Source organism: Plantibacter sp. MMLR14_011 (genome assembly GCF_001865025.1).
Taxonomy (GTDB): Bacteria; Actinomycetota; Actinomycetes; order Actinomycetales; family Microbacteriaceae; genus Plantibacter; species Plantibacter flavus_A.
In genome coordinates this window covers 96,690-122,241 of sequence record NZ_MJGW01000039.1, presented here as the reverse complement: position 1 = coordinate 122,241, position 25,552 = coordinate 96,690, and the positions used below count along the sequence as shown (strand labels likewise).

At 65.7% G+C, this 25,552-nt stretch carries 28 protein-coding genes; 15 read left to right on the top strand and 13 right to left on the bottom strand.

All coding sequences use genetic code 11. The features are described from left to right. Nucleotides 1-72: 72 nt before the first annotated feature. The 4 genes from BIU99_RS20435 to BIU99_RS13315 all read right to left on the bottom strand — a co-directional run bounded on the left by BIU99_RS20435 (nucleotide 73) and on the right by BIU99_RS13315 (nucleotide 3,687). Nucleotides 73-348, bottom strand: a complete 276-nt coding sequence (locus tag BIU99_RS20435) for a DUF2961 domain-containing protein (RefSeq protein ID WP_371263811.1) — start codon at nucleotides 346-348, stop codon at nucleotides 73-75. Nucleotides 349-567: 219 nt separating this feature from the next. Beyond that, nucleotides 568-978 carry an ACT domain-containing protein gene (locus BIU99_RS13325; protein ID WP_071261633.1) on the bottom strand — a complete coding sequence of 137 codons (411 nt, stop codon included), beginning with the start codon at nucleotides 976-978 and terminating at the stop codon, nucleotides 568-570. A 569-nt stretch (nucleotides 979-1,547) separates the two neighbouring features. Beyond that, nucleotides 1,548-2,369, bottom strand: coding sequence for a TSUP family transporter (locus tag BIU99_RS13320; protein WP_071261853.1), 822 nt, complete (start codon nucleotides 2,367-2,369; stop codon nucleotides 1,548-1,550). A 208-nt stretch (nucleotides 2,370-2,577) separates the two neighbouring features. Beyond that, on the bottom strand, nucleotides 2,578-3,687 hold the full coding sequence (locus BIU99_RS13315; protein ID WP_071261632.1) for a glycoside hydrolase family 172 protein: 1,110 nt from the start codon (nucleotides 3,685-3,687) through the stop codon (nucleotides 2,578-2,580). A 91-nt stretch (nucleotides 3,688-3,778) separates the two neighbouring features. On the opposite strand from BIU99_RS13315, the gene BIU99_RS13310 reads away from it, so the two are divergent. From BIU99_RS13310 to BIU99_RS13265, 10 genes are all read left to right on the top strand, one after another. Next, nucleotides 3,779-4,816 (top strand): LacI family DNA-binding transcriptional regulator, encoded by a 1,038-nt coding sequence (locus BIU99_RS13310; RefSeq protein ID WP_175484398.1) that lies wholly within the window; start codon nucleotides 3,779-3,781, stop codon nucleotides 4,814-4,816. A gap of 113 nt (nucleotides 4,817-4,929) precedes the next feature. Beyond that, nucleotides 4,930-6,231, top strand: coding sequence for an ABC transporter substrate-binding protein (locus tag BIU99_RS13305; RefSeq protein WP_071261628.1), 1,302 nt, complete (start codon nucleotides 4,930-4,932; stop codon nucleotides 6,229-6,231). Nucleotides 6,232-6,286: 55 nt separating this feature from the next. After that, nucleotides 6,287-7,246 carry a carbohydrate ABC transporter permease gene (locus BIU99_RS13300; protein ID WP_254773623.1) on the top strand — a complete coding sequence of 320 codons (960 nt, stop codon included), beginning with the start codon at nucleotides 6,287-6,289 and terminating at the stop codon, nucleotides 7,244-7,246. Beyond that, on the top strand, nucleotides 7,243-8,136 hold the full coding sequence (locus BIU99_RS13295) for a carbohydrate ABC transporter permease (RefSeq protein WP_071261626.1): 894 nt from the start codon (nucleotides 7,243-7,245) through the stop codon (nucleotides 8,134-8,136). Before BIU99_RS13300 ends, BIU99_RS13295 begins: the two co-directional genes overlap by 4 nt. Continuing rightward, nucleotides 8,133-9,569 (top strand): glycoside hydrolase family 32 protein, encoded by a 1,437-nt coding sequence (locus tag BIU99_RS13290; RefSeq protein ID WP_071261624.1) that lies wholly within the window; start codon nucleotides 8,133-8,135, stop codon nucleotides 9,567-9,569. Before BIU99_RS13295 ends, BIU99_RS13290 begins: the two co-directional genes overlap by 4 nt. After that, nucleotides 9,566-11,464, top strand: a complete 1,899-nt coding sequence (locus tag BIU99_RS13285) for a glycoside hydrolase family 2 protein (protein WP_071261622.1) — start codon at nucleotides 9,566-9,568, stop codon at nucleotides 11,462-11,464. Before BIU99_RS13290 ends, BIU99_RS13285 begins: the two co-directional genes overlap by 4 nt. Nucleotides 11,465-11,713: 249 nt before the next feature. Beyond that, the gene (locus BIU99_RS19780) at nucleotides 11,714-12,358 is read left to right on the top strand and encodes a hypothetical protein (RefSeq protein ID WP_139205438.1); all 645 of its coding nucleotides are present in this window, start codon (nucleotides 11,714-11,716) and stop codon (nucleotides 12,356-12,358) included. Between the two features lie 99 nt (nucleotides 12,359-12,457). Next, nucleotides 12,458-13,159: a M48 family metalloprotease gene (locus tag BIU99_RS19430; protein WP_175484397.1), complete on the top strand. Its 702-nt coding sequence runs from the start codon at nucleotides 12,458-12,460 to the stop codon at nucleotides 13,157-13,159. 122 nt (nucleotides 13,160-13,281) lie between these two features. Continuing rightward, on the top strand, nucleotides 13,282-13,839 hold the full coding sequence (locus BIU99_RS13270) for a GNAT family N-acetyltransferase (protein ID WP_071261618.1): 558 nt from the start codon (nucleotides 13,282-13,284) through the stop codon (nucleotides 13,837-13,839). Nucleotides 13,840-14,028: 189 nt separating this feature from the next. Then, nucleotides 14,029-14,583 (top strand): AAA family ATPase, encoded by a 555-nt coding sequence (locus BIU99_RS13265; RefSeq protein ID WP_071261616.1) that lies wholly within the window; start codon nucleotides 14,029-14,031, stop codon nucleotides 14,581-14,583. 316 nt (nucleotides 14,584-14,899) lie between these two features. Here the strand turns inward: BIU99_RS13265 and BIU99_RS13255 are convergent, their stop codons facing one another. The 4 genes from BIU99_RS13255 to BIU99_RS13240 all read right to left on the bottom strand — a co-directional run bounded on the left by BIU99_RS13255 (nucleotide 14,900) and on the right by BIU99_RS13240 (nucleotide 16,790). After that, the gene (locus BIU99_RS13255; protein ID WP_071261615.1) at nucleotides 14,900-15,352 is read right to left on the bottom strand and encodes a VOC family protein; all 453 of its coding nucleotides are present in this window, start codon (nucleotides 15,350-15,352) and stop codon (nucleotides 14,900-14,902) included. 267 nt (nucleotides 15,353-15,619) lie between these two features. After that, a complete protein-coding gene (locus BIU99_RS13250; protein WP_071261614.1) occupies nucleotides 15,620-15,973 on the bottom strand; it encodes a hypothetical protein in 354 nt (117 codons plus the stop codon). A 126-nt stretch (nucleotides 15,974-16,099) separates the two neighbouring features. Continuing rightward, nucleotides 16,100-16,396, bottom strand: a complete 297-nt coding sequence (locus tag BIU99_RS13245) for a hypothetical protein (protein WP_064295040.1) — start codon at nucleotides 16,394-16,396, stop codon at nucleotides 16,100-16,102. A 112-nt stretch (nucleotides 16,397-16,508) separates the two neighbouring features. Continuing rightward, complete coding sequence (locus BIU99_RS13240; RefSeq protein WP_064295041.1) at nucleotides 16,509-16,790, bottom strand: helix-turn-helix transcriptional regulator; 282 nt, start codon at nucleotides 16,788-16,790, stop codon at nucleotides 16,509-16,511. Between the two features lie 107 nt (nucleotides 16,791-16,897). Here BIU99_RS13240 and BIU99_RS13235 point away from each other — a divergent pair, with 107 nt between their 5' ends. Beyond that, nucleotides 16,898-17,719 (top strand): TSUP family transporter, encoded by an 822-nt coding sequence (locus tag BIU99_RS13235; RefSeq protein WP_071261613.1) that lies wholly within the window; start codon nucleotides 16,898-16,900, stop codon nucleotides 17,717-17,719. Here the strand turns inward: BIU99_RS13235 and BIU99_RS13230 are convergent. The 4 genes from BIU99_RS13230 to BIU99_RS13215 form a co-directional block, all read right to left on the bottom strand. Continuing rightward, on the bottom strand, nucleotides 17,714-18,721 hold the full coding sequence (locus tag BIU99_RS13230) for an alpha/beta hydrolase (protein ID WP_064295043.1): 1,008 nt from the start codon (nucleotides 18,719-18,721) through the stop codon (nucleotides 17,714-17,716). The two genes, BIU99_RS13235 and BIU99_RS13230, sit on opposite strands and share 6 nt — an antisense overlap. Continuing rightward, entirely contained in the window at nucleotides 18,714-20,183 is a 1,470-nt protein-coding gene (locus BIU99_RS13225; protein ID WP_071261611.1) for an MFS transporter, read from the bottom strand. Before BIU99_RS13225 ends, BIU99_RS13230 begins: the two co-directional genes overlap by 8 nt. A gap of 132 nt (nucleotides 20,184-20,315) precedes the next feature. Beyond that, nucleotides 20,316-21,182 (bottom strand): zinc-ribbon domain-containing protein, encoded by an 867-nt coding sequence (locus tag BIU99_RS13220; RefSeq protein WP_079003810.1) that lies wholly within the window; start codon nucleotides 21,180-21,182, stop codon nucleotides 20,316-20,318. 91 nt (nucleotides 21,183-21,273) lie between these two features. After that, nucleotides 21,274-21,600 carry a hypothetical protein gene (locus BIU99_RS13215; RefSeq protein WP_071261609.1) on the bottom strand — a complete coding sequence of 109 codons (327 nt, stop codon included), beginning with the start codon at nucleotides 21,598-21,600 and terminating at the stop codon, nucleotides 21,274-21,276. A gap of 172 nt (nucleotides 21,601-21,772) precedes the next feature. On the opposite strand from BIU99_RS13215, the gene BIU99_RS13210 reads away from it, so the two are divergent. The 3 genes from BIU99_RS13210 to BIU99_RS19425 are packed head-to-tail and all read left to right on the top strand — an operon-like array spanning nucleotide 21,773 to nucleotide 24,038. Beyond that, nucleotides 21,773-22,984, top strand: a complete 1,212-nt coding sequence (locus BIU99_RS13210) for an inorganic phosphate transporter (RefSeq protein WP_071261607.1) — start codon at nucleotides 21,773-21,775, stop codon at nucleotides 22,982-22,984. Nucleotides 22,985-22,995: 11 nt separating this feature from the next. Beyond that, nucleotides 22,996-23,304: a hypothetical protein gene (locus tag BIU99_RS13205; protein WP_071261606.1), complete on the top strand. Its 309-nt coding sequence runs from the start codon at nucleotides 22,996-22,998 to the stop codon at nucleotides 23,302-23,304. 2 nt (nucleotides 23,305-23,306) lie between these two features. After that, nucleotides 23,307-24,038 carry a DUF3349 domain-containing protein gene (locus tag BIU99_RS19425; RefSeq protein WP_254773622.1) on the top strand — a complete coding sequence of 244 codons (732 nt, stop codon included), beginning with the start codon at nucleotides 23,307-23,309 and terminating at the stop codon, nucleotides 24,036-24,038. 49 nt (nucleotides 24,039-24,087) lie between these two features. Here BIU99_RS19425 and BIU99_RS13195 read toward each other — a convergent pair whose 3' ends face one another. Continuing rightward, nucleotides 24,088-24,690, bottom strand: coding sequence for a TetR/AcrR family transcriptional regulator (locus BIU99_RS13195; RefSeq protein ID WP_071261604.1), 603 nt, complete (start codon nucleotides 24,688-24,690; stop codon nucleotides 24,088-24,090). Nucleotides 24,691-24,822: 132 nt separating this feature from the next. Between BIU99_RS13195 and BIU99_RS13190 the strand changes: the two genes are divergently transcribed. Beyond that, entirely contained in the window at nucleotides 24,823-25,524 is a 702-nt protein-coding gene (locus BIU99_RS13190; RefSeq protein WP_071261603.1) for an SDR family oxidoreductase, read from the top strand. Nucleotides 25,525-25,552: the final 28 nt, after the last annotated feature.

Below are 25,552 nucleotides of genomic sequence, written 5' to 3'. Positions count from 1 at the left end.
AAAACCGCCGCTACCGCCTCGGGTGCGCCACAGGGAGACAGATTGTCGACATGACTGGGGTGAAGCGTCGGCTCAGCGTGATCGTTGGTTTGATGGGCCGCCGAATGGCAACGCCGGCGTGAGCCCAGTCTGACACCAGTAGGACACGGAGGAAATGGCATCCCTCCGTTCGAAGTGTCCGTGATCCCATGCGCCGATCTGTTGCAACGTGACGCGCAATCGTGAACCGACGATGACCGGATCTGGCAGATGCCAGCGGTACATTCCGTGAGACTGAGCCGTGGCGCGCAGAAACGGGAAATGTCCGCTGGTGTCCTGGGCTGAGTAGAACGGGTATCCCGAGTACAGCGCGGAGAAGAGGACAATGGCAAGCTGACGCGCGTCGCGATCTGCGGTCCGGTCTGCCCACGGACGCCGAGGTTGTAGGAGGTGAGTGGGAGCCCGTCAGCGGCCGCGGCCGCGGCTGCTGCGACGCGTCCGACCCAGCCGAGTATCGCACGGTCTCCCCCGCCGACGACATAAGAGTCGCCGATGAAGCAGATTCGCTAGTCGACCGAGATGCTGCGCTCAGCCACGAGCTGCCCCCACGTCGATCGTGTGTCCCGCGTCCAGGAGCGCTGCCACTGCCGCTGCATGCCAGTCGCTCGGGGTCATCACAACATCCCCATCGAAGGTGGAGACGACGAAGACCGGGCAACCAATCGCCGCGAGCGGGTCGACTAGCGACGCAACGACTCCGGTCAGCCCGAACGGGATCGGCCCTCCCGCGTATAACGCCCGCCACGGGCCGTCGAGTTCCGCTCCTTCCGGGGTGAAATTGGTGTCGCAGACGATTGAGATCTCTTGGTCGGTTCGTGTGACGGACACCAACGACGCCGACCCGAGGAGACCGGCCAGCGCCGGACCGAGGTCCGTCTCGACGGGGAACCGGGCAATCACGTACTCACCGGCGAGGGAACGAAGGGGAACAGCAGGCATGGAAGCACCCGTTCAGGACTCGCGGAAGGTAGCCGAACGGCACCACGTCAATCGCGTTATAAGAACAGTAGCGAACCGGTCGATCTAGGCATCATTCGGGCTGTGTGTTGATGCATCGTTTCTCGTTCCCCGCTGCCGAAAGCGGCAACGGCAAGGTTGTCGTCTCTATCCCCTGATTCCGTGATCCCGGGGGCACTCGACGGTACCTGGTACGCCATTGCTGATCCGTGCGGTCCTTCCGCGAGACTCTGCTCCGGACCGACCGTCCAGTAGCGGGGTTTCCCTGCAGGACCCGTCTCCGGCCCGTGCCCAGGTCACCGACTAGGCTCCATGACGCGTCGAGGAAACCACACATTCGCTTCGCCGCCCGGACAGCACCGCGCGGGGTCACTTGCGCTCAATGCACCACCCCGGCCCACATCTCGGGATTGCGGTTCCTGGTCAGTGCGACGCACACCGCAGCTATTCTCACCGCGAAGAAACGACCAGCCCTGTCCGCCGCGTCGTGGTGCCCTGTCGCGGTCCGTCCACCATGCGGGCGTGGGTGGGACGGCACGCCTCAACCATCGTCAGGAACTCGTGAACTGCGTCACGGTGTCCCAGGCGAGCTTCACGATGAGGATGGACAGGGTCACCAGGAACACGATGCGCACGAAGCCGCTTCCGCGCTTCGTCGCCATCCGGGCACCGATGAACCCGCCGGTGATGTTCATCACGGCCATGGCGAGACCGAGCGCGAGCAGGACCTCGCCGTGCACCCCGTACACGACGAGGGCGGCGAGGTTCGTGGTGAGATTGGCGATCTTCGCGTTCACGCTGGCCTGCAGGAAGCCGTACCCCAGCACGCCGACGATGAGGATGACGAAGAACGAACCCGTTCCCGGCCCGAGGATGCCGTCATAGAAGCCCACCAGCAGGCCGATCATCGCCGCCCGCCAGGCGACCGCGCTGTCACGGTCATGGCGGGGTTCGTGGTGCAGACCCATGGTCGGCTTGAAGAGGGTGTACAGCGCCACGGCGATCACGGCCACGAGCACGACGGGCGTCAACACGTCGCGAGGGACGTACCGCGACAACGCGGCACCGGCGGTCGATCCGGCGTAGGCCCCGGCGACGAGAGGCACCAGCAGCACGAGCTGCACCCTGATCTTGCGCAGGTACACCCAGCTCGCCGACAGGGTGCCGAAGAAGGACGACAGCTTGTTCGTGCCCAGGATGAACGGGGTCGCGACGTCGCTCGGAACGGCGATGACGAGCGCGGGCAGCTGGATCAGTCCACCGCCGCCGACGACCGCGTCGACCCAGCCGGCCACTCCCGCCGCAACGAGAAGGAGGACGAGCGCGGCCACCGAGACGGGGAGCCATTCGGCGATCAGCGGTCCATCGAGCACAGTCATCCTAATCGTCGGGGTGATGTGATTCACCGGGGGTGAGACCATTGTTTGCAAGAACTTCGTGACGCGCGTTTCGCGTATGCATCGCGGTGCGGGCGAGTCGCCTGATCAGGGCGGCTCGCCCGCCCATCGGGCGCGAACGGGTTGGCCCGAGAATCCGATTCATCGGCACAGCCCTGTGCCGGAACTGGTCCCGACCGGATGTTTAGCGGGGTCGTCGCTCAAACGGGTCGCGGAGAGATCGCGCGGGCGTCAGGCCGGTCTGGTACCAGTACGCGACGGACGAGATGTCGTCGCTTCGCTCGAAGTGACCGTGGTCCCATGCGCCGATCTGTTGCAGCGTGACACGCAACTGCTCCGAGAAAATGACCGGATCCGGAAGATGCCATCGATACATCCCGTGCGACTGCGGCGTCGCACGGAGGAATGGAGAATGGCCGCTCGTGTCCTCGGCAGAGTAGTAGGGATAGCCCGAGTAGGGCGCAGAGAAAAGGACGGGGGAGATCGGCCCATCGTTAGCGAGACGGTCCTGGAAGGCCCAGGCGCCGCCGGCGTAGTCCTCGAGCCCCGTGCTGGTCTGGCTGGGGAAGGTCGTGTCGTCGTCGATGAAGAATTTTGTCTCGCCCTCGCCCCACCAGTACCGCTCCAGGGCGGTGAGTCCGATGTAGGTGCCAACGTACTGGCCGGAGCCTTCCACACCGTCGAGGATCACATGATCCTCGCCAGGCCGGGTGGTGCCGTTCGATCGTCGCCATTGGGCATGGAATCGTGCCAGCTCAGCGGGGAGTTCGTCGCCAACCGTGTAGTCGATCTGGTAGTAGATCCCGGACACGTCACCTGGGTGCTGGTTGACGATCTCGACCTTCGCGTGCTCGGCGAATGGCATCGCGAAGTAGCAATTCATACCGCCCGTTGACGCGACGACGATCGCGGCCGAGTTCACCGGTGTCCGCGCTCCAAAGCCGTTGCAGAAGAAATCCCCGAGCGGCACTTCTACGGCCGGACTTCCGGCCCGCTCCCACGTGATGCGGAGCACAAGATCCCGCAGCACCCATGGTCCAGCGCTGGTCGCGTCCGGCACGGTCATCCAAATGTGCCGGATCACTCCGGGGCCATCAATCTCGGCGAGGGTCGCTGTGGCTCCTGCCACAAGCGAGATCGCCGGCCGCCCTTTCCGCCCAACACCCAGAGCGGATGCCGCTTGTGCGGCTTGGCCGGGCTCTCCGGTCGGGTTCTCGGCATTGATGGATCGACTCCGGACGCCCGTTGGAGCGCTGAAATACTGTTCCCAGACCACGTTCTTCTCCTCTGTCATGGGAAACCTAACACGTGCTAGGTCGCTCGGGGAAGTCGCGACTATGCTTGTTTTCACCGGCCGAACGAAAGCGTGCAGTGTGAACCGTCGTGTGACCTCGAAGGACGTGGCGCTGGCTGTCGGTGTCTCGCGTACAGCCGTCTCGCTGGTGCTCAACAATCGGGCGGACGGCGAAATCGACCCGGTCAAGCAGGAACTCATCCGCCAGACCGCGGCTGAGCTGGGTTACGTCCCGAATGCCGCGGCAGTCAATCTCCAGCGTCAGAGCACCGCGACCATCGGGCTGATCACCGATGAGATCGCCAGTGCCCCGTTCGCCGGCCAGCTCATCGACGGGGCGACGACAGCGGCCATGCAGGCGGGATTCATGATCCTGACCATCGACACCGCATTCCATGATGACTACATCGCCGGCGCAGTCGAGACGCTCCGTGCGCGAGATGTCGACGGGATCATCTTCGCCGCCGCGAGTGTCCGCGAGCTCGAACTCCCGCCGAGCGCATATGCGTTGCCGCTGGTCCTTGCCAACGCGATCGACTCCGGCGGGCGTGCGCAGTGCTTCGTACCCGATGATCGCGGTGGCGAGCGAGCCGCCGCGCGCCTCGCCCTTGAGGCGGGACACACACGCATCTGCTTCATCACGGGGGACGACGACGCTCGAGCCACGACCGAGCGTCGTCTCGGGTTCCAAGCAGAACTCGCGGCTGCGGGATTGCCCGAGGCGGCGATGTCCATCCGCGCCGGCGCCTACTCCATGCGGAGTCATCATGAGGTGGCGCTCGATCTGCTCGCTGGACCCGACCGACCGACCGCGATCTTGTGCGCGAACGATCGAGGTGCCTCGGGCGTGGTGCTCGCCGCTGCGCAGCTCGGATTGTCGGTGCCGGAAGACCTCTCCGTCATCGGGTTCGATGATGAGCAGTTCTTCGCCTCGGACTTCACTCCCGGGCTGACCACCATCGGCCTGCCGCACCGCGAAATGGGCGATGCAGCGGCGCGAAGTCTGCTGGAAACCATTGGCGCGAGCGCCAATCAGCAGTCCCCCGCTGTCATCACCATTCCGTGCAACGTCGTTGAGCGCCGCTCCCTGGCTGGCCCCCCGGCCCATCTGCGTCTCGCGCGAAAGTAGTACTTGACACCTGACACGCGTCAGGCGCACTATTGTCCCTGCCTGACACGAGTTAGGTTCTCATTCGCCCCGGGCACCCTTGCCCGGCGGCTCCACAGCCAAGGAATTCACCAATGAAGTTGAAGAGGTTAGGAATCATCGCGTTCGCGGCCAGCGCTCTGCTGGCCGCCCTGTCCGGCTGCGCCTCCGGGCCCACGGCGGAGGACGGCAAGTCGCTCGTCATCTGGAACTATGAGGACGAGAGTTCAGCGATGGGTCAAGCGTGGAAGCGCGCTGTCGAGGTCTTCAAGGAAGAGCACCCCGATGTGAAGGTGAAGTTCGCCCAGCAGGCGTTCACCTCCACGAAGACGAACGCCCAGGTGCTGCTGTCCGGCAACGACGTCCCCGACGTCATGGAGTTCAATAAGGGAGCTGCGGGCGCCGGCCAGCTCGCCTCGCAGGGGCTCATCTCACCACTGACCGACGCGGTGGAGAAGTACGGCTGGGACAAGACCCTCGCGAGCCCGAGCCTCCAGCAGCTCTCCCGCTACACGACCGACGGTGTTCCAGGAGACGGCGACTGGTACGGGATCCCCAACTACGGCGAGTACATCCTGTGGTACTACAACAAGGACTTCTTCGCCGAGCACGGACTGCAGGTGCCGACCACCCGCGCAGAACTCGACCAGCTGCTCGCCGACATCAAGGGCCTTGGCGTGACTCCCGTCGCGGCCTCCGCGAAGGAGTTCCCTTACATCCACACCTGGTTCCAGTACGTCCTCCGCGATGCTCCGGCCGACTGGGTGAACTGCTACCAGCTGTTGGAGTGCAAGGTGGACTTCGATGCACCGTACTGGAGCGAGGGCACGGCCGCAGCCGAGAACCTGGTGAAGGACGGCTACACGTCGCCGAACATCACGGGCATCACCCACGAACAGATGGGCGTCAACTTCCTCAGCGGCAAGAGCCCGTTGATGACCTCCGGGTCGTGGTGGTTCGGTCGGCTGAAGAGCGAGGCGAAGTTCGACTGGGATGCGTTCGCCTGGCCCGAGCAGAACCTCAATCAGGGGTCGGTCGGGAACCTCTGGGTGGTCCCGACGAAGGCGAAGAACAAGGACCTCGCATACGAGTTCATCGACATCACCCTGCGCCCCGAGATCCAGAACATCCTGGGTGAGAACGGCGGCCTCCCGATCGCAGGAGACCCGTCAGCAATCACCGACGAGCGCACCGCGAAATTCACGACCACCTTCCAGGAGCTCGCCAACAGCAACCGACTCGCGCTCTACCCCGACTTCCCGTTCCCAGGCTACTTCGAGGAGTTGCTGAAGGACTCCCAGTCGGTAGCAAACGGCTCGAAGACGCCGGAGGAGGTCGTCGACATCGTCCAGAAGTTCTACGAGGACGGCTTGAAGAACTCCTCGGCCAGCAAGTAGTCCCACTCCCTTGATCCGGTGGGGCGACCGCTGGTCGCCCCACCACTGGAGAATCGTGCTCCCATCAACCATCCCCGCCCAAGCCGAGCCGGCGCGCGTTGTCAAGCGCCGGTCCAGCCAACGTCGTGCCGGCCGAACCTTCTACCTCTACTTGATCCCGGCGCTCATTGCGTTCACCGTGATCGTGTTCATCCCGTTCGGCATGAACATCTACTACAGCCTCCTCAACTGGAAGGGCGGCCTGTCGATCCCGACGTTCGTCGGCCTCGACAATTACGTCGCGCTCCTCTCTGACGAGGTCTTCTGGCTGTCCTTCCGCAACGTCGGCGCGATGATCCTGGCGCTCGTCATCGTGCCCACGGTCATCGGCGTCCTCATCGCCGCCGTCCTGTTCGACTACGTCGGCCGTGAGTTCGGTTCACGCGCAGCAAGTTTCTTCCGAGCGACCTACTATCTGCCGCAGATCCTGCCCATCGCGGTCGCGGGGATCGTGTGGAACTGGATCCTCCAGGCGGATGATGGAGCAGTCAACGTCGTACTCCGCGGACTCGGGATGACCGACCCGCCCAACTGGCTCGGCACACCGGAGTGGGCTCTGCCCTCCATCATGCTCGTGCTCATCTGGGGCCAGATCGGTTTCCCCGTCGTCGTGTTCATGGGTGCCTTGCAACGGGTGGATCCCGAGTTGTACGAGGCCGCAGAACTGGACGGAGCGAACTGGATCGCGCGGTTCAAAGCCATCACCATTCCGCAGATCCGGCCCGAGATCTTCGTGGTCAGCCTCACTGCCACGATCGGCGCCCTCAAGGTGTTCGGTCCGATCTTCGTCCTCACCAGTGGCGGCCCTGAAGGCTCCACCTACGTCCCGTCGTACTACTCCTACGTCGCGTTCTTCACCCTCTCCCGTGTCGGCTACGGAGCGGCAATCGCCAACGTCCTGACGCTCCTGACCGTCGTGCTCGCGATCTTCATGATCGTCTGGCAGACCCGCACCGCCCGAAAGGACGACGAATGAGCACGCCGCTCTCCAACCGCATCCGCACCCGCATGGACCGCATCGAGGCGCCGAAGCCGAAGCGGAAGCGACCTTCGACCACCGCGTGGATCATCCTGGCGGGGCTGGCACTCCTCGCGATCCTGATCCTGGGCCCGTTCTTCCTGACGCTGCTGAACGCCTTCAAGTCCCAGAGCGACTACTCGTCCAACGGTCCGCTCTCGTGGCCCTCGTCGTTCGAGATCGACGGACTCATCCGCTATGTCACGACCGTTAACTTCGGGCAGAAGCTGGTGAACTCCCTCATCATCTCGAGCTGCGTCGCCCTCGGAACGGTTGCGCTCTCCTTGATCAGCGCCTACGCGATCGGTGTCGGCCGCGTCCGCGGTCGCGTCGCCATCCTCGCCATCCTCCTCATCGCCAACATCCTCCCGCAGGAGGCGCTGATCTATCCGCTGTTCGCCGGCGTCCAGGCCGTGAACGGATCCAACAGTCTCCTCCCGATCATTGTCATCTTGACGGTGCTGCACTCCTCGTTCGGGATCTACCTCCTCGCCTCGGTGCTCGGCACCTTCCCGCGCGCGCTGATCGAAGCGGCAGAGGTCGACGGGGCCAGCCGGTGGCGCGTGCTCTGGCAGGTGGTCGTGCCAGTGATCCGCCCGACCCTCGGGGTGCTGTTCATCTTCGTGTTCATCTGGTCCTGGAACGAGTTCTTCATTCCGATCCTGTTCCTCACCTCTGCAGACACGCAGACCATCCCCATCGCGCTCGCTTCACTCCAAGGAGAGCGCTTCCTGAATCCGACAATGACTGCGGCTGGATCACTGCTCTCGCTCATCCCCACCCTGATCCTCTTCCTCGTGTTCCAGCGGTCCCTCGTCAGAGGCGTCACGGTCGGATCAATCAAATGAGCGACAGAGTTCTGGACCGCGAACAGCACCGACCGGCGCTCCACTTCTCCCCTCGCCGGGGGTGGATGAACGACCCGAACGGGCTGATCCTGGTCGACGGCACGTACCATCTCTTCTTCCAGCACAACCCGGACGGACTCGAATGGGGCAACATCGGCTGGGGTCACGCGACGTCGACCGATCTCCTGCACTGGACTGAGCTCCCGATCGCCATCCCCGCGGAACCACACGAGATGATCTTCTCCGGTTCGGTCGTCCACGATGTCCACAACACCTCCGGGTTCGGCACCGATGCGGCACCGCTGGTCGCGATCTACACCAGCCACTACGTCGACCACCCCGTCCACGGCACCAAACAGGCTCAATCGGTCGCGTTCAGCACGGACGGTGGGGGCACCTGGTCGCCGTTCGATGACAACCCCGTGGACGACCGCGATCGTCCCGACTACCGCGACCCGAAGGTGTTCTGGCATGGTGACCGGGAAACCGGCGCGTGGGTCATGGTCGCCGTCGAGGCAGATCGGTCGAGACTCGTCATCAACACCTCACCCGACCTCAAACACTGGACCGAGAGCTCGACGTTCGAATCGGCGTCCGTGCCGAGCTTCTGGGAATGCCCCGACCTCTTCCCGCTCCTGCTCGACGGCACAGACGAGCGCTGGGTGCTCTCCCTCAGCACGAGTGGACCGAACCAGGTCTACCTCGTCGGCGACTTCGACGGGCGTCGCTTCGCCGAGGACGCGGGTGTCCCACAGGACCTTCGGTATCACCTCACCGACTTCGGTCGTGACAACTACGCCGCGGTCACATTCAACGACACCGGCGACCGTCGGATCATGATCGGCTGGATGGGCCACCGCTTCCCAGCTCCCACCAAACCCTGGCGCGGCATCATGACCATTCCCCGTGAACTCACACTCCGCACGGTCCAGGGCGTGCCGCGTCTGGTCAGCCGCATCGTGCGCGAGGCCGATGCAGTCGTCGACGAGCGTGTCGTCGACACCTCGAACGGCAACGGAGTGATCGATCTCCGGACGCCGTCCGGCGGCCCGTTGCGCATTCGCGCGGTCCTGCATGCCGGGGAGGCGCAGACGGCCGTCCGCGTCGTCTCGACCGCGCTCGAATCTGTCGTGATCGGTTACGACAATTCGCAGCGCTGCGTGTTCTTGGATCGAGCGAATTCGGGGTGGAACGACTCTTCTGGGTTCGATTCCCCGACGCGTGCTCCGATCGAACTGACCGGTGGCGCCCTCGACGTGGACATCTTCATCGATGCCATGAGCATCGAGGTCTTCGCGGGTTCCGGCGAAGCCGTGATCAGCGAATTGGTCTTCCCCAGTGCGCCTTGGTCCCATCTCGAGGTACTCCCATCGTCGACGCTGTCGGAGCACCTGCACATCGAACAGCCCACGGATACGGAGAAGGCCCTGTGACCGTCACAGCCACCCAGCAACAGATCAATGCCAGCGAACAAGACGGCACCTATCCTCGGCCACAGCTTCTGCGTTCGAACTGGGTCAGTCTCGATGGCACGTGGGAGTTCAGTCATGACGACGCCAACATCGGTCTCGATGCCGGATGGAGGAACGGGTTCGAGTCCCTTTGTCCGATCGAGGTTCCCTACCCCCCGGAATCGGCGGCCTCGGGTATCGGTGATACGCGTTTCCATCCCATTGTCTGGTACCAGCGCCACATCACCACGGAGCAGTTCCAAGACGCCGGATTCGGCACGCACAACTCCCGACTGCTGCTTCATTTCGGCGCCGTCGACTACCGCGCGAGCATCTGGGTGGACGGCAACCTCGTCGGCCAGCATGAAGGCGGGCACACGCCCTTCGCATTCGACATCACCAGTGCGCTCTCGGGTGACAGCCCGCACCTGCTCGTCGTTCGCGCGGAGGACGATCCTCACGACGTGACACAGCCCCGTGGGAAACAGGATTGGCACGAAGACTCGCACGTGATCTGGTACCGACGCACGACGGGCATCTGGCAACCGGTCTGGCTCGAGGCGGTACCGCCCACCCGCATCGCCAACCTCCATTGGGCACCTGGCGCGTTCGGGATGCAGCTGACGGTCCGTCTCGCCGGAACACCCGCCGACACCGCCACCGTTCGCGTCACGTCACGCTACTCACCGCGAGACGAGGTCCTGGGCACGGTCAAGTGCTCAGTGCCGCGCAATCAGACCGTGGTGGAGGCGTCCGTACCCATCGCCCGGCAACGGAACGGACAAGCCGCCGACGAGCTCATGTGGGCCCCAGACCACCCCCGACTCATCGATGCACGGATCGAACTGCTCGATGAACACGGCGCGGTCCTCGACACAGTCGAGAGCTACTACGGACTACGCACCGTCGGCGTGAGACACGGACGGTTCACGTTGAACGGCCGGCCCTACGACGTGCGAAGCGTCCTGAGCCAAGGGTTCTGGCCCGAGTCACACTTGGCCGCGCCCAACGCTCTCGCTCTCCGACGAGAAGCGGAACTCATCAAGGAGCTCGGCTTCAACGCATGCCGGGTTCATCAGAAGATCGAGGATCCGCGCTTCCTATTCTGGGCAGACAAACTCGGACTACTCGTCTGGGGCGAGATGCCCGGGGCATATGAGTTCTCAGCGAACGCGGTACAACGCCTCACCGCCGAATGGATGGCCGCAGTCGATCGCGACCTGTCGCATCCGTCGATCGTGACCTGGGTGCCGTTCAACGAATCCTGGGGGGTCCAGAACGTCGCAGATGACCCCAGCGAGCAGGCATTCGTCCGGGCACTCACCGACCTCACTCGGGCGCTCGACCCCTCACGGCCAGTGGTGGCGAACGACGGCTGGGAGCAACAGAACACGGACATTCTCACCGTCCACGACTACGAGGGCGACGGAAGAGTATTGCAGCAGACCTACGCCGATGAATCCGCACGGCGACGCCTCGTCGAAGGGTTCGCACCCAGCGGGCGCGCGCAGCTCGTCGGTGGAGCGAGCGACTCGGGTCAGCCGGTCATGCTGACCGAGTTCGGCGGGATCGACTACCAGCCTGACACCCGTCGAGCCGATGGCTGGGGATACACGAGCGCTTCGGACGCCGACGACTTCCTGGAGCGCCTCGGCGCTCTCTACGACGGGGTCCGATCCAGCTCGTTCCTGGCCGGCTCCTGCTATACCCAGCTCACCGACACAGACCAGGAGACGAACGGGCTCCTTCGCGCCGACCGTACTCCTAAAGTGCCGGTCGACCGAATCCGGTCGATGATCTGCGGTGGCCAATCGTCTGCACTGTCGACTCCAAGCCAATCGAGCGCACTTTCAACTGAGGATGTGGCCGACCACTAGCGGCTTGCGACGTGACCCGAGCCCTCAGCGGAGGGTGATGACGCCTCGACACGACAGAGCCCGACGGGTGCCACGAGGGCAAGGTGGACACGCCACCAGCTCAACCCGGAAAAACAGGATCGACCTGGAAGAGCCATTGTGGATCTGGACCAATGTGCCCGCGCAAGCGCCCGTGCAGTTGTAGGGAGCCTCGCCGCCAGCACCGTCGGCGCCAGTAGCTCCGTCAGGGGCTGCGGATACGGTAACGGAATGAGTGACTTCAGTTCAGGTGTCAATGCCGCGTTCGAAGCTCAAGCAGCTGCAGACCGATCTGCCGCAGCCGTAGCAGCTCAGCTCAGGCTCATTCATCAGCGTGCCGCAGATGAGGTCCGCCTCCTCGCGACAGCGGCGGCCGCAGAGCTCTCCGCACGAGGCGTGCCGACCATCCCAATTCTCGAGCACCATCAACGACGCCTGACCGGGCACCGCTGCCGTATCGTCGGGCAGGCATGGGCGTTTGGGAACGGAAGCCTGCGCACAGACGGCACGCTCCTCAGCGATCGCCCCAGCACTGCGCATGATGCGGCGGCAATCGGCGCGCCCTCAGAGGGATGGACCGATCTCGCCAAGAGTCGCGCCTTTACACGCGCGCTGGGACGGCACAAGATCATGATCCTCGCGCCCGTCACAGACGCCGTCGCCGACGGCCTAGCAACCGCAACCGCCTCCGAACGAGGCATGCTGACCATCCGACCCTTCACCACACAGCTCAACCACTTACCGATCGCCGACGGGAAACTCGCCTTCTACCCCACCGACGGCAGCAACCCCGTAACCGTCACCGAACTATTCACCTCATTGGTCGTGGATGCAGCAACTCAGCATGCAACTAGCCACGGCTCCGCCCCGCGTTAGATCAGGGTGAGGACATGTGCTTCGGAGTTCGAAACTTAGCCAAGCCGGTGGCAGATGGAGAGCAAGCTGGAGCGCCTTCGTTCTCGATACGCTCATGCGATGGGAGAGGCGCAAGACGACGAGGAGCTGAAACGTCTGGGGCGGGCAGGAAGGAATCGTGATGGCCAGCGGAGTCCCGGTTCGCAGGAGGAACGACTGAGACGTATCGCTGCGGAGGTAGCGAATCTCCTCGAAGTCCCCTCTTACACGATCCGCTTCGCGGATCTCGATGGCCCTCCAGGCACTGCATATACCGAACCCCTCACAGCCCAAATCGAGATCTCGACGCGAGGAATCGAGCACTTGAGCGACACCGAGATTCAAGCCCTGCTCGGGCACGAGCTCGGGCACCTCAAGCTCCCAGAACCTCGCTGGGCTCACCGTCGGCGTATCGGTCTGCTGGCAATCAGCGCCGGTGCCACCACGGCGGGTGCCGCATTCGGATGGTCGCTCACCGCCGACAGTCTCGTGACTCAGGCGTTCGTTGCTCTGGCCAGCGCCATCGTCGCGCTATTCATCGCCCGACTCAGCGAACAGCTCACCTACTCTCGGTCGTTACGCCGATACGAGCTTGCCTGCGACGCAGAGGCCGCACATCACCTCGGCACGATCGGTTTCAGCCTGCTCCGCTTCGATCCCATCGGTTCCCTTCCTCGAACCGAGCGACTTTTCGCATCACACCCAAGCACCCCGAGGCGTCGCAAGACGATCGCGCTCCACGCCTTCTACGCGCGATGCGAGTGCTCACCGCGCGCCCTCTAGGCCACGACCGCTTTCTCTGAGCAGGGCCGCGTCACCTGCTGGAGGCTCTCTCGCCTGGCCAACACGTGAGGCGATCGGCGGCAGTCGGCGGGGGTGGTTGGTACCCATGCCACCATAGGACCATGTCCAGTGATCCCCTCGTGCTTCCGACCCTCGCCGGTGAACGCATCACACTTCGAGCGTGGCGGACAACGGACGTTGCGATCGTTCAGGAGGCGTCCAATGACCAGTTGATCACCGCGCTGACAACCGTGCCTCCGACGCCAGGGGAACCGGAGGCGCTTGCCTTCATCGAGCGTCAACACGAGCGGCTGCGGTCACGAGAGGCCTACGTCTTTGCGATAGCGGATTCCGAGGACCGGGCAATCGGCCACATCGGGCTCTTTCACGATGGCGGCCGGTGGGCGCGAGCCAGCATTGGGTACTGGATTGCCCCGTCACAGCGGCGGCGCGGTTACGCAGTGGACGCCCTGACGACACTCACCGCCTGGGCCATCCAACTCGACAGCCTGGACCGGGTGGAGCTGTATGTGGAGCCATGCAACGAAGGGTCGTGGCGCGCCGCAGAACGAGCGGGATACCTCCGCGAAGGACTCCTCCGAGCTTGGGAACGCGTAGACGGTTCCCCGCGAGACATGTACATGTACGCACGTCTGACCGATCGCGTTCAACGCTCTTAGCAGGAAGCCGCACGGCAACCTTTAGAACGGGTCCTGGCCGCCGCGCGGGGGAAGCTAAGCAGCAGTGGCTCGTGGACCGCCGCCGTCCTTCGGGAGGAGAACAGGACTCTACAAACCTCTTCGTCATGCCTGGTCACGTCACCAATAGACAGGATCCTGACCATCCTTGCGAAGTGACAAGATGAAAGCGTGACACCCGTCGGCAGCGAATCCACTCGTCTCGTGATCCTTCGAGGAGACTCTGCCTCTGGAAAGACGACGACGGCGCTGACGCTACGCGAAAAGCTCGGGCCGAAGGTCGCCCTCATCCATCAGGACTACTTCCGCCGCGAGATCCTGAGCAACGACGACAGGCCTCAACGATCCCGCGACGCGGGCATCCTGATTGTCGGCGCTGCACGCGACGCTCTCAACCTCGGATACGACGTCATCTTGGACGGAATCTTCAACCTGCGCGACTACTCAGCGCTGTTCGAGCACCTGCACGACGGCCACCGCGGGCAGACCCGGATCTACCAGTTCGACATCGGACTCGACGAGACGTTCCGACGCCACGCAGGACGGCCGCTGTCGAAGGAGTTCGGCGAGGACAAGATTCGCGACTGGTACGACGGGTGGCAACCACTCCCCTGGCACGACGAGACACGCGTAGGCGGCGACGTGTCGACCGAAGATCTGGTGACGTCGATCCTGAAGGACCTCAGTATTCAACGCTCATCACGGCGGGCGGTAAAGGGTGAATAATCCTCGACACCATATGCCGGCCATCTGATCAAGACGACGCACGCCATCCACGCGCCGCGGTCGTTTACCACCGCGCGACTCACACTTTTCTCACCGTAAACTCGAGCACACAACGCCCAACCACGTCTCACACTTCCCCGAAATCGCGTGGAAGCGCGCCCCAGTGAGCCCCAGTTAGCCGACAGTTGGTAACTTCAGCTTCCCAAGCTGATAGCGCGGGTTCGATTCCCGTCATCCGCTCCAATTCCCGTGCGGGAGTTCGACGTATACCCCCTGCTCGGTGATGCAGGCGACGGCGACGCCTCCCCCAACGCGCTCAGCTGTGCGTCGTGTTCGCCCGCATCTCCTCGACGGTCATCTCCGGCGCACCGCCGGCGGCCGCCTCCGGATCCATCCAGACGAAGTCCCAGTGGTGACCGTCGAGGTCGTCGAAGCTCTTCGAGTACATGAAGCCATGATCCTGTTCGCCGGCAGACGTGGCCCCGCTCGCGATGGCCCGCTCGAACATCGAATCGACGTCGGCTCTGCTCTCAGCGCTGAGCGCGAGCTGCACCTCGGTGGAGGTGGTGGCGTCGATGATCGACTTGCTCGTGAACTCCGCGAAGAACTCCCGCGTGAGCAACATCGCCGTGATCGTGTCGCTGATGACCACGCTGATGGCGTTCTCGTCGCTGAACCCCTCATTGATCGAGTAGCCGAGTGCCTCGAAGAACACCCGTGACCGTGGCAGGTCGCTGACGGGAAGATTGACGAAGATCATGGTGGACATCGGGGCCGTCTCTCTCGAGGGTGCCGGCGGTCCGTTGCCGTCGGTCGCCTTCGAATGATGACGACGATGGTCGACGACGTCAAGAGTCATCCGACGCGAAGCGGCTTGAGCAGCGCGCGCGTGTGGTCACGAAGAAACGTCCGCGCATGGATTCACGCCTACCTGTGGCGGACAGCAGCCACCGGACGTTCAAGCACACCACATCCACGAACGATCGCGGTCGACCTCTGGTCGTGAGTGAGCGGGAGACACCGTATCGATGCGCGCTCAGCGCGGCAGTGGTCGCAGCTGATCCTCGGTCACGGGGAAGGACACCTCGTAGTACAGCTGCGTGGCGGTCATGTCACCCCAATCGTCCTTCTTCACCCGGATCCCGGAGGTCGAGACCTCTGCGATCCGAACCCGCAACCAGGAGCCGTCCTCCAGACGAAGCTCGTGCGGGTCGGCGAGATAGCCCATGCCGATCTCGTCGAGCGCCTCCTCGGCATGGAACCAATCCAGCGCCTCGGTTCGCTGACGCCCCAGGAGATCGATGACGACGAACCCCTCACCGACAGACTTCATCCACCCCAGCCGCTCTCGGTCCTCCGAGCGCCGATGTTCGATCCAGTCCGGTTCCATGCAGCGAGCGTAACGGCCACCGAGGAACAACGCCTGATGGGTGACCGACCGAACGCCAGCCCGTCAACAGCACGAGGGGGCCGACTCGAAAGCCGACCCCCTCGTGCGTCGTGTGACGACGAGTGCTCAGTGCTCGTCGTAGTGCTCGCCGTGCGCGGCGTGCTGGTGGCCGTCGTGGAGATAGTCGACGTGACCGTCGTGGTCGACGGCGTCGTGACCGCACGCCGCACCGTGCTCGTGGTCGGCGACGGTGTGCTCGGCGACACTCTCGTGCTCGTCGTAGTGACCGTCGTGCAGAGCGTGGTGGTGCGTGCCGTGCACGTAGTCGGTGTGGTCGTCGTGCTGGACGGCCTCGTGGCCGCAATCCGTTCCGTGCTCGTGCTCGGTGACGGAGTGCTCGGCGTGGATGTCAGTCGTGCTCATGGTTGCCTTTCGAAGGAGGAGATCGGGTGTCGCGATGGACGGCGACGCTTGACCAGTACATCTCACGCATAAGCGAATTGCAATACATGCAGCTAATCGATAGTGGTTCTCGCTATCCCTCGAGCGCGTGCTGCACGGCATCGTCGACGATGTGCGAGACGTGCACGTCAGCGACGTCGTAGTGCGCCTCTCGACCAATCCGCTGCACCGAGACGAGGCCGGCTGAGCGCAGCGTCCGCAGGTGCTGCGAGACCAACGGCTGCGACAACTGGCTCTGTTCGGCGAGTTGACCAACCGTGGATGTGCCGCCGGCCAGGATGCGCAGCAACCGCAACCGCGAGGAGGAGGACAGCGCCTTGAACAACTCGGCAGCAGGTTCGAGATCCTCGTTCATCTGTACATATAAGCAGATGTGAATGCATCAGGATCGCCGGGACCCTCGAAGACCCCGTTCGACGTCCGCGTTCTGGATCGTCACCCTGACGATTAGGCTGGGCGACTGTGCTCGATGGACCGCTGATCGCCGAATGGCTCCCCGTCTCGGTGGCCGCGCTCATCCTCCTCCTCGTGGCGGCGGGAGTGGCCGGTTGGGTCGACGCGGTCGTCGGCGGTGGTGGACTGATCCAGCTGCCCGCGCTCGTCATCGCCGTTCCGAGCGACGTCGCGACCCCGTTCATCCTGGGCACGAACAAGCTGTCGTCCTTCTTCGGCACGCTGTCGGCCAGCTGGGTGTACCTGCGCAAGATCAGGGTGCAGCTCGTCCTCCTGATCCCCCTCGTCGCCGGGGCGTATGGCGGATCGACCTTCGGTGCCGCCCTCTCGCGATACGTCCCGCGGGAGGTATTAACGCCCGTCGTGCTCGTCGCCGTGATCGCCGTGGCGCTGTACACCCTGTTCAAGCCGACCATGGGTCTGCACCACGAACCCCGCCATGACCGCGCCACCGCCGTCGCCTGGCGGGCGGCGATGATCGGCCTGCTGGTGGGCTTCTATGACGGCATCCTCGGACCGGGAACGGGTTCGTTCTTCGTCATCCTCATCGTCGGCGTGCTCGGCTACGGCTTCCTGCAGGCCAGCGTGAACGCGAAGATCGCCAACCTCACCACGAACCTCGCCGCTCTCGTCGTGTACGGGGTGCACGGTGAGGTCCTGCTCGCGCTCGGCCTCGCCATGGCCGTGATGAACATCACCGGCGGGTTCATCGGCGCCCGGATGGCGACGAAACGCGGAAGCGGCTTCGTGCGCATCGTGTTCCTGGTGACCCTGTCCATCCTCATCGTGAAGCTCGCCTGGGACACCGTGGCGCAGTTCACCGGTTCATGATGCACCCGGCAGGGCCGAACGCCCTGGGGTAGGTGTTCCGAGCAGCCGCCGGGTCCAGTCGGCCAGGGCTGCGGTGGCGGTCCGCGAGATGCCGGCGGCCGGCATCATGCTCGTGAAGCCGTGGAACGCCCCCGGCCACACGTGCAATTCGGCATCGCCACCCGCAGCCCACATCGCACTGGCGTAGGCGACCGTCTCGTCACGGAACACCTCGGCGCTGCCACAGTCGATGTAAGTGCGCGGAAGACCGGCGAGGTCGGTCGCCCGCGCGGGGGCGGCGTAGATCGACACGTCCTCACCGGCGCGACGGTGTCCGAGATAGGCCTCCCAGCCGAACCGCGTCATCTGCCGATCCGCGACCCCGACCCCGTCGATCTGCATCGTCGACACGGTGGCATCGCGGTCGTCGAGCATCGGCGAGACGAGGATCTGCCCGAACAGGGCCGGCCCACGGCGGTCCCGGGCGAGCAGGGCGGTGCCCGCGGCGAGCCCGGCACCCGCGCTCTGGCCCGCGATCACGATGCGGTCCGGGTCGATACCGAGTTCATCCGCGTGCTCCGCGACCCAGACGAGACCGGCATAGCAGTCCTCCACCGGGTACGGGTCGGGGTACTCGGGGGCGAGGCGGTAGTCGACGCTGACGAGCACGACGTCATGGTCGTCCAGGAGCCAGTCGTCGTAGGACTCGAGGTTGCCGAGGTGATGCCCGAACATCATCCCGCCGCCGTGGATCGTGTAGACCGCCGTCGTCGCGCCCGAGCGCCCGATCCGCTGGATGACAGCGAGCGTGATCGGATCCCCGAGATGGCCGGGCACCGTGAGGGAGCGCCGCTCGAACCCCCGCGAGCGCAGCCGTTCGTCGAGGGCATCCTCGGTCGTGTCGAGGCTGCGCATCCTCGGCAGCATCTCGGTCGTCAGGGTGAACGGCCCGCGCGCCTCGAGCGCGGCGAGGAAGGGGGCGAGTTCGGGATCGAACGGGGGACGGGGCATGCGGTCAGACATGGGAAGGCTCCTGGGTTGCGGGCTGAGATGGGGAGTGATGTGAACGGAGGACACCGACAGCCACGAGGGCTGCAGCGAGGGCGGTGATGGTCGATCCCGCGATGAGGACCGCTTGCTGGAACGACGCGACAAGGGCCGGGGTGAAGTGCTCGGTCGCGATGCCGCCGCCGACGAGCGCGGCGAGGATCGTCCCGGTCGCGGCGATCCCGACAGCGGTGGCGATCTCGCTCGCGGTGTCGACCAGGGCCGCACCGATGGACGTGCGGTCAGCCGGGAGCCCGCGGAGGACGTTGTTGCCGGCGACGACTCCGACCACCCGCATCCCGGCGGCGACGAGGACGAGTGCGACGAGCACCCACGGGTAGCCGAACCGGCTCAGCAGCGCGAACACGGCGAGCCCGGAGACGACCGCGGCAGCGCTCATCCAGGCGGCGCGGTCGAGCCCCACGCGCTGGACGAACGGCCCGACGAAGCGACCGCCCGCCAACAGCACGACGACCTGCGGGAGCATCGCGACAGCGGCCAAGGCCGGCGGCCACCCCCAGGCGAACTGCAGCTGCAGGGTCGCCAGGTACGACAAGCCGGCCATCGCCAGCCCGGCGGCGGCCTTGTACGCCAGGCCGGAGGCCACGAGCGGCTGAGCCACGAGACGAAGATCCAGCAACGGCTGGCGGGCGGTGCGCTCCCTGACCACGAAGCCGATCGCGGCGGTCACCGTTGCCGCTGCCGTTCCCCAGCCCGCAGCGACGTCGGTGCCGGTGACGAACAGGGTCGGGGTGACGAGGACGCCGACGACGGTCGCAGTCCCGAGTACAGCGCCGAGCACGTCGATCCGGTCACGGTGCAGGTGCGACCGCTCGTCGGCACCGATCCCGGCGCGGATCCCGATCCAGGCGATCACTGCGATCGGGGCGTTGGCGACGATGAGCACCTGCCACGGCGCCACGGCGAGCACGAGTCCACCGATCGTGGGGCCGGCGGCCAGGCCCACCAGTCCGGCGGTCGAGATGACGGTCAGCGCACGCACACGCAGGTCATCCCGGTCGAACAGACGGAACGCCAGCGCCATGGATCCCGGGGTCGTCATCGCCGCAGCGACACCCATGAGCGCGCGCACGGCGATCAGCTGCTCCACCGAGGCCACGAACACGGTCAGGACGCTGACGACCGCGAGCAGCGTCAGGCCGACGAGCATGACCCGGCGCCGGCCGAACCGGTCGGCGACCGCGCCGAACAGCAGCATCAGACCACCGAACGCGACCGAGTACGCGCCCGAGACCCATTGCAACGATGCGGTGGACGCCGTGAGGTCACGACCGATGGTCGGGAGGGCGACGTTCAGGACGGAGTTGTCGAGCATCTCGAACAGGAAGACGGCCGAGAGGCCGGCCAGCGCGACCCAGGCGTCGCGGAGACGTGGCGGCGAGGCTGTGACGATCGGGGAGGATGAGGGTTCGGGCATGGGCGCACTCCTTCGATGAAGAAGTGACGACTCCCACGAGCCGCGTGCGCGTTTCCGTCGGCCGGAGCACGACGGGATTTTTCCCTCTGCGACGAGAGTAACGCATCATCGGCCGGTCGTCGCACCTGCGGATCACCGCAGATACGCGTCGACCAGCAACGGACCTCGGACGGCCCTGAGCGTGTCGACCAGCCGGTCGAGTGCTCGGCGGTTCCAGGAGGAGAGCTGGAGATCGTGAGGACCGAGCGGTTCGAGCTTCCCGGTCCGGAGACGGATGACCTCCCAGCCGGCCGAGCGCAGCGCGCGGTCCTTCCGTCGGTCGACGGCTTCACGGCGGCCGACGTGCTCGAGACCGTGCCGGCCGATGCTGTCGTACTCGATGGCGATGCGCAGTTCCGGGTAGACGAGGTCGGGCCACACCTCGAGGTGCTGGAAGAACGGACGTTGCACGCGCACCGCGTTCAGTCCCTCCGTCAGCGCCAGCCGCTCATGGACGTCCGCGCGCAGCTGAGCCTCGACAGCGGACGCCGGTTTCGGCGCGCACACGGACAAGAAGGCCTCCCCCACCGGCAGGTCGGGGGTCTTCTCGCACAGCGACGCCTTCGGCCGCGCGCGACGCTCCCGGATGATCCCGGCGACCGCGGGCACGGGATCGGTCACCGACTCCCGCATCGGCAACGCGACGATCTTCGACGGATCGGCCTCGTCGGAACATTCCGGACACCACGCGCTGCGGCGACGCTCGCGTCCGGGCCGCGAGCGCTGCTCCGCCGGTGTCGCGACGAAGCGGTGTCCGCGGTCGCACTGCCACTGCAGGAGGACGTCGGCAGCCGGCGGCACCTGGCTCAGGACGATTCCGGCGTTGAGATCCGCGTGGTACTGACGCCACAGCGCGGGGAACGACGCCCAGGCCTGCCGGTAGGCGCCCACCGGGTACGGCGTGTCGAGGCCCTTCGACCATTGACGGCGGGCCCACCACGCTTCCACACGTTCCGGCACGATCCCGAACCTACGACGGGCCGCCGACATCGGGCCCCGCGAAGGGCGCCCACCTCGGCGACGCCGTCGTCAGCGCTTCGCGTGGACGGTGTCACCCCACCGGGACCTGGAAGTCCTCGCTGCAGGGGACGTTGTCCTGCCCGGTTTCGAAGTGGCCCGTCGGCGCCTTGCGCTTGACGTCGTCGATGTAGTGGGTCTCGGTGCTCTGCGAGTAGCCGTCTCCACCCTGGAATTCGTAGACGGTGATGTCGACGCGGATCCGGCCGGTCTGCTCGACGTACTCGGTTCCCGCAACGGCATCGACGTGTCGGGTGAGGTCGATGTGCCGCTCTTGTGCCGCCGACTGATCGAGTACTTCGATCAGTCGGAGACCCTCGTCACCGGCGAGCTCCTCGTCGCTCAGGACCTCCGACAGCACTCGATCGGCACGGTGCTCTCCAACCGCTTCGCCTGACCCGGGCCGGACTGCACATGCGGATCCGGCCGACGATTTCCTCGTCACCCTCTGAGTCGCCACGGAACGTGAACAACGGGTGAATCCGCCCGCTCACCCGTTGTCGATCCTGCGATCGAGGAGCAGGATCTTCGCCGTGGACCCCATCATCCTGCTCTCTCTCGTCGTGATCACGGCGCTCGCCTTCGACTTCACCAACGGATTCCACGACACGGCGAATGCGATGGCCACCTCGATCGCCACCGGTGCGCTGCCGCCGAAGGTCGCGGTCACGCTCTCGGCGGTGCTGAACCTCGTCGGCGCGTTCCTGAGCATCGAAGTCGCGCTCACCGTCACGAACGCGGTGGTGAAGATCCAGGACTCGTCGGGAGCTCCCGATCCGGCGCTGCTGGAGGGCGGCGGCTCGGCTCTCCTGCTGATCGTGCTCGCCGGGCTCATCGGTGGCATCATCTGGAACCTGCTCACCTGGCTGCTCGGTCTGCCGTCGAGCTCGTCGCACGCGCTCTTCGGCGGTCTCATCGGCTCGACGCTCGCGGGCCTCGGCCTGAACGGCGTGAACTGGGCCGGTGACGGCTCGAAGCTCGACGGCGTCGTCGGCAAGGTCATCCTGCCGGCCCTCATGTCGCCCCTGCTCGCCGGCGCGGTGGCGGCGATCGGCACCTGGCTCGTCTTCCGGGCCATCGGCAACCTCGCTCAGGGACGTCTCCACCGCGGCTTCCGGATCGGGCAGATCGGCAGCGCGTCGCTCGTCTCCCTCGCCCACGGCACGAACGACGCACAGAAGACGATGGGCGTCATCACCCTCGCGCTCATCGCGGCCGGCGGCTGGGACGACACCGAGTCGGTCCCACTCTGGGTGAAGCTCGCGTGTGCCCTCGCGATCTCGCTCGGCACGTACATCGGCGGGTGGCGGATCATCCGCACCGTCGGCAAGGGCATCGTGGAGTTGAACACGCCGCAGGGCATGGCGGCCGAGAGTTCCTCCGCCGCGGTCATCCTCGCCTCGAGCCACCTCGGCTTCGCCCTCAGCACCACGCATGTCGCGACCGGATCGATCCTCGGCTCCGGGGTCGGACGGCCGGGGGCGCAGGTGCGCTGGCGGGTGGCGCTCCGGATGGTCGTCGCCTGGGTCATCACCCTCCCGGCCGCCGCGCTCGTGGGCGCCGTGATGTGGTGGCTCGGTCACCTCGCGGGCGGGGCGATCGGCGGAATCCTCATGGTCGCGATCCTCGTGGGTGTCGCGCTCGCCATCTACCTCCGCTCACGCCGCGACAGCATCGGATCCCACAACGTGAACGACGACTGGCAGGACGCCCCCGCCCGCTCGTCGCAGAAGACCGCAGCGTAAGGACGTCGGACATGTTCATGCTCTTCCTCGAAGCCGCCGGCCAGGTGGCCGTCATCGCGCTCGTGCTCGGAGCGGGTCTTCCCACGCTCTTCGCGCTGGGCGTCCGCTCGTTCGCGGTCGCCGGAGGTGCCGCGGCCGAAGACCGGAGCGGGCGGAGCACGCCGGCGCTCCCATCGGGCCTCCTCCGCGCAATCGGCGTGCTGTGTTTCGCCGTCGTCGTCGCCGCGGTGCTGGTCGGGCTCACGATCATCGTGGCCACGGGTCTGGGGCAGGAGGTCAGCTTCGAACACGTGATCCCGACCTTCACCCCGAAGGACTGATCGTGTCGCACGAGAACGGTGTGGACGCGACCGGCGCAGACGTGGCCGGCGTCGATGTCGCTGGCAGCGGGTCCGGCGTGGTGGCGCGCGTCGTCGGTTGGCTCCGCGCCGGATACCCGACGGGCGTGCCCGAGCACGACTACGTGCCGCTGCTCGGCATCCTCCGACGGAGTCTCACGCCTGAGGAGCTGGACCAGGTCGTCAAAGGACTGCTCATCGAGGCGGAGAACGCCGATGCGAGCGGTGAGCAGGTCGGCAACGATCGCCTGCGGGCGCGTGTCGAACAGCTCCTCCTCGGTCCGGCGCTCCCGGAGGACCTCGTCCGCGTCTCCGCCCGGCTCGCGAGCGCGGGGTGGCCGCTCGGGAGCCCGGACGACGTCCGCGCGGTGGCGACTGACCATGACGACGACGGTCGGGAGGCGCGCGCGAACCTCCTCGAGGAACGCGGAGGGCTGGTCGCCCGCATCGTGCGCTGGCTTCGAGCCGGGTACCCCGCAGGATTCCCCGAGCAGGACTTCGTCCCGCTCGTGGCGCTCCTCCGACGTCGGCTGAGCGACGCCGAGGTGGCTGAGGTGGGCGCGCGCCTCGCGGCGGAGGGCGACGCGTCGCTCAGCCGTGTCGACGTCGCCACGGCGATCGCCCGGGTCACCGCAGAGTTGCCGAGTGACGAGGATGTGGAGCGTGTCCGCCGGTCGCTCGCCGAGCACGGGTGGCCGAGCGACTTCGCGGTCTGAAACCCGCCCGCAGTCCACGCTGCGGGTCACCTGCAGGACGGTTCCCGGCTCAGCTGGGAAGGATCACCCGCACCTGTGCTTCGATCTCGGCGACGATCTCGTCGATGGTGTTCCCGGCGTTGATCGTCGCCGCCATGCTGACGAACATGATCGCGGACACGATGTGCGCCGTCGTCGCGGCACGCTCGGCGGTCATGAGGCCGTCTCGTCGCAGCACCGCGGCGATCGCCTCCTCGGTCTGCACGGTGAGGGCGAGCGCGGCGCGGTGATACGGCTCCTCGGGATCGCCGAAGACGATCTCCCGCAGGTAGGTGCGGCCGTTGTCGACCTGCTTCCGATTGCACTCCACGACCGGACGGATGATCGCCATGACCGCATCGAGCGGGTCGGCGGCGGCTTCGGCGTCCGCAACCCCGCGGACGAGTGCATCCGCGTAGATGGAGTTCTGCACGAGCAGCAGGAGCTCACCCTTCGTCTTCGCGTAGAGGAAGAGCGTGCCGGTGCCGATGTCGGCCCGATCGGCGATCTGCTGCGTGGTCACGTCGTCGACCCCGTGCTCGGCGAACAGCTCGCCGGCTGCTGCGGTGATGCGTTCGAGTTTGTCGAGCTTGTTGCGCTCGCGGCGACCGAGCGGCCGGGATTCGACGGTCATGGGTGTCCTTCGGGAATACAAGATGATTGCACTCAGTTGTGAGCATAGTCACTGGATCGCGACATCACTGGATGTCGCTCATTGTTCCACGGCCACTTCGGAACCACTCATTCGAACAGAACGGTCAACCACATGCCCTCACTCAACGGAGCAGTCGTCCTCGTCACCGGCGCGAACGGCGGCATCGGGACCAACTTCGTCCGCGACGCCCTCGAACGCGGCGCCAGCAAGGTCTACGCCACGGCTCGGAACCCGCGCACCTGGGACGACGAGCGTGTCGTCCCGCTCGCGCTCGACGTCACCGACCCCGCGTCGATCGCCGCCGTCGTCGCGGCAGCCCCCGACGTCACGATCCTCATCAACAACGCCGGCACGAACGCGTCGACGCCCGGCATCCTGTCGCACACCGACGAGGAGATCCGGACCAACGTGGAGACCAACTTCCTCGGCCCGCTCTTCCTCGCTCGCGCGTTCGCACCGATCCTCGCCGCCAACACCGGATCCGCGATCATCGACATCCACTCCGCCCTCAGCTGGTACGCCGTCGCGGGAATCTACAGCGCGACGAAGGCCGCGCTCTGGTCGGCGACCAACTCGCTTCGCCTCGAACTCGCCCCCGCAGGCGTGCACGTCGTCGGCGTGCATGTCGGCTACGTGGACACGGCCATGGCCGCCGGCGCGACCGACCCGAAGCTCGATCCCGCCGTCCTCGTGACGAAGGTGCTCGACGCGACGGAGGCCGGTGAGTACGAAGTCCTCGCGGACGACACCTCGGTGCAGCTGAAGGCCGGGCTCAGCGCCCCACTCGAGGCGGTCTACCCGCAGCTCGCCTGACCCTTCCCGAGAGTGCACAAAACGCTCC

Excerpts from the sequence above, each read along its gene's own strand:
- BIU99_RS19430 (WP_175484397.1), top strand. The coding sequence starts at position 12,458 with ATGGGAGAGGCGCAAGACGACGAGGAGCTGAAACGTCTGGGGCGGGCA.
- BIU99_RS13240 (WP_064295041.1), bottom strand. The coding sequence starts at position 16,790 with ATGAACGAGGATCTCGAACCTGCTGCCGAGTTGTTCAAGGCGCTGTCC.
- BIU99_RS13290 (WP_071261624.1), top strand. The coding sequence starts at position 8,133 with ATGAGCGACAGAGTTCTGGACCGCGAACAGCACCGACCGGCGCTCCAC.
- BIU99_RS13205 (WP_071261606.1), top strand. The coding sequence starts at position 22,996 with ATGTTCATGCTCTTCCTCGAAGCCGCCGGCCAGGTGGCCGTCATCGCG.
- BIU99_RS13325 (WP_071261633.1), bottom strand. The coding sequence starts at position 978 with ATGCCTGCTGTTCCCCTTCGTTCCCTCGCCGGTGAGTACGTGATTGCC.
- BIU99_RS13270 (WP_071261618.1), top strand. The coding sequence starts at position 13,282 with ATGTCCAGTGATCCCCTCGTGCTTCCGACCCTCGCCGGTGAACGCATC.
- BIU99_RS13295 (WP_071261626.1), top strand. The coding sequence starts at position 7,243 with ATGAGCACGCCGCTCTCCAACCGCATCCGCACCCGCATGGACCGCATC.
- BIU99_RS13225 (WP_071261611.1), bottom strand. The coding sequence starts at position 20,183 with ATGCCCGAACCCTCATCCTCCCCGATCGTCACAGCCTCGCCGCCACGT.
- BIU99_RS13305 (WP_071261628.1), top strand. The coding sequence starts at position 4,930 with ATGAAGTTGAAGAGGTTAGGAATCATCGCGTTCGCGGCCAGCGCTCTG.
- BIU99_RS13195 (WP_071261604.1), bottom strand. The coding sequence starts at position 24,690 with ATGACCGTCGAATCCCGGCCGCTCGGTCGCCGCGAGCGCAACAAGCTC.
- BIU99_RS13245 (WP_064295040.1), bottom strand. The coding sequence starts at position 16,396 with ATGAGCACGACTGACATCCACGCCGAGCACTCCGTCACCGAGCACGAG.
- BIU99_RS13230 (WP_064295043.1), bottom strand. The coding sequence starts at position 18,721 with ATGTCTGACCGCATGCCCCGTCCCCCGTTCGATCCCGAACTCGCCCCC.
- BIU99_RS13255 (WP_071261615.1), bottom strand. The coding sequence starts at position 15,352 with ATGTCCACCATGATCTTCGTCAATCTTCCCGTCAGCGACCTGCCACGG.
- BIU99_RS13190 (WP_071261603.1), top strand. The coding sequence starts at position 24,823 with ATGCCCTCACTCAACGGAGCAGTCGTCCTCGTCACCGGCGCGAACGGC.
- BIU99_RS13315 (WP_071261632.1), bottom strand. The coding sequence starts at position 3,687 with ATGACAGAGGAGAAGAACGTGGTCTGGGAACAGTATTTCAGCGCTCCA.
- BIU99_RS13250 (WP_071261614.1), bottom strand. The coding sequence starts at position 15,973 with ATGGAACCGGACTGGATCGAACATCGGCGCTCGGAGGACCGAGAGCGG.
- BIU99_RS19780 (WP_139205438.1), top strand. The coding sequence starts at position 11,714 with ATGAGTGACTTCAGTTCAGGTGTCAATGCCGCGTTCGAAGCTCAAGCA.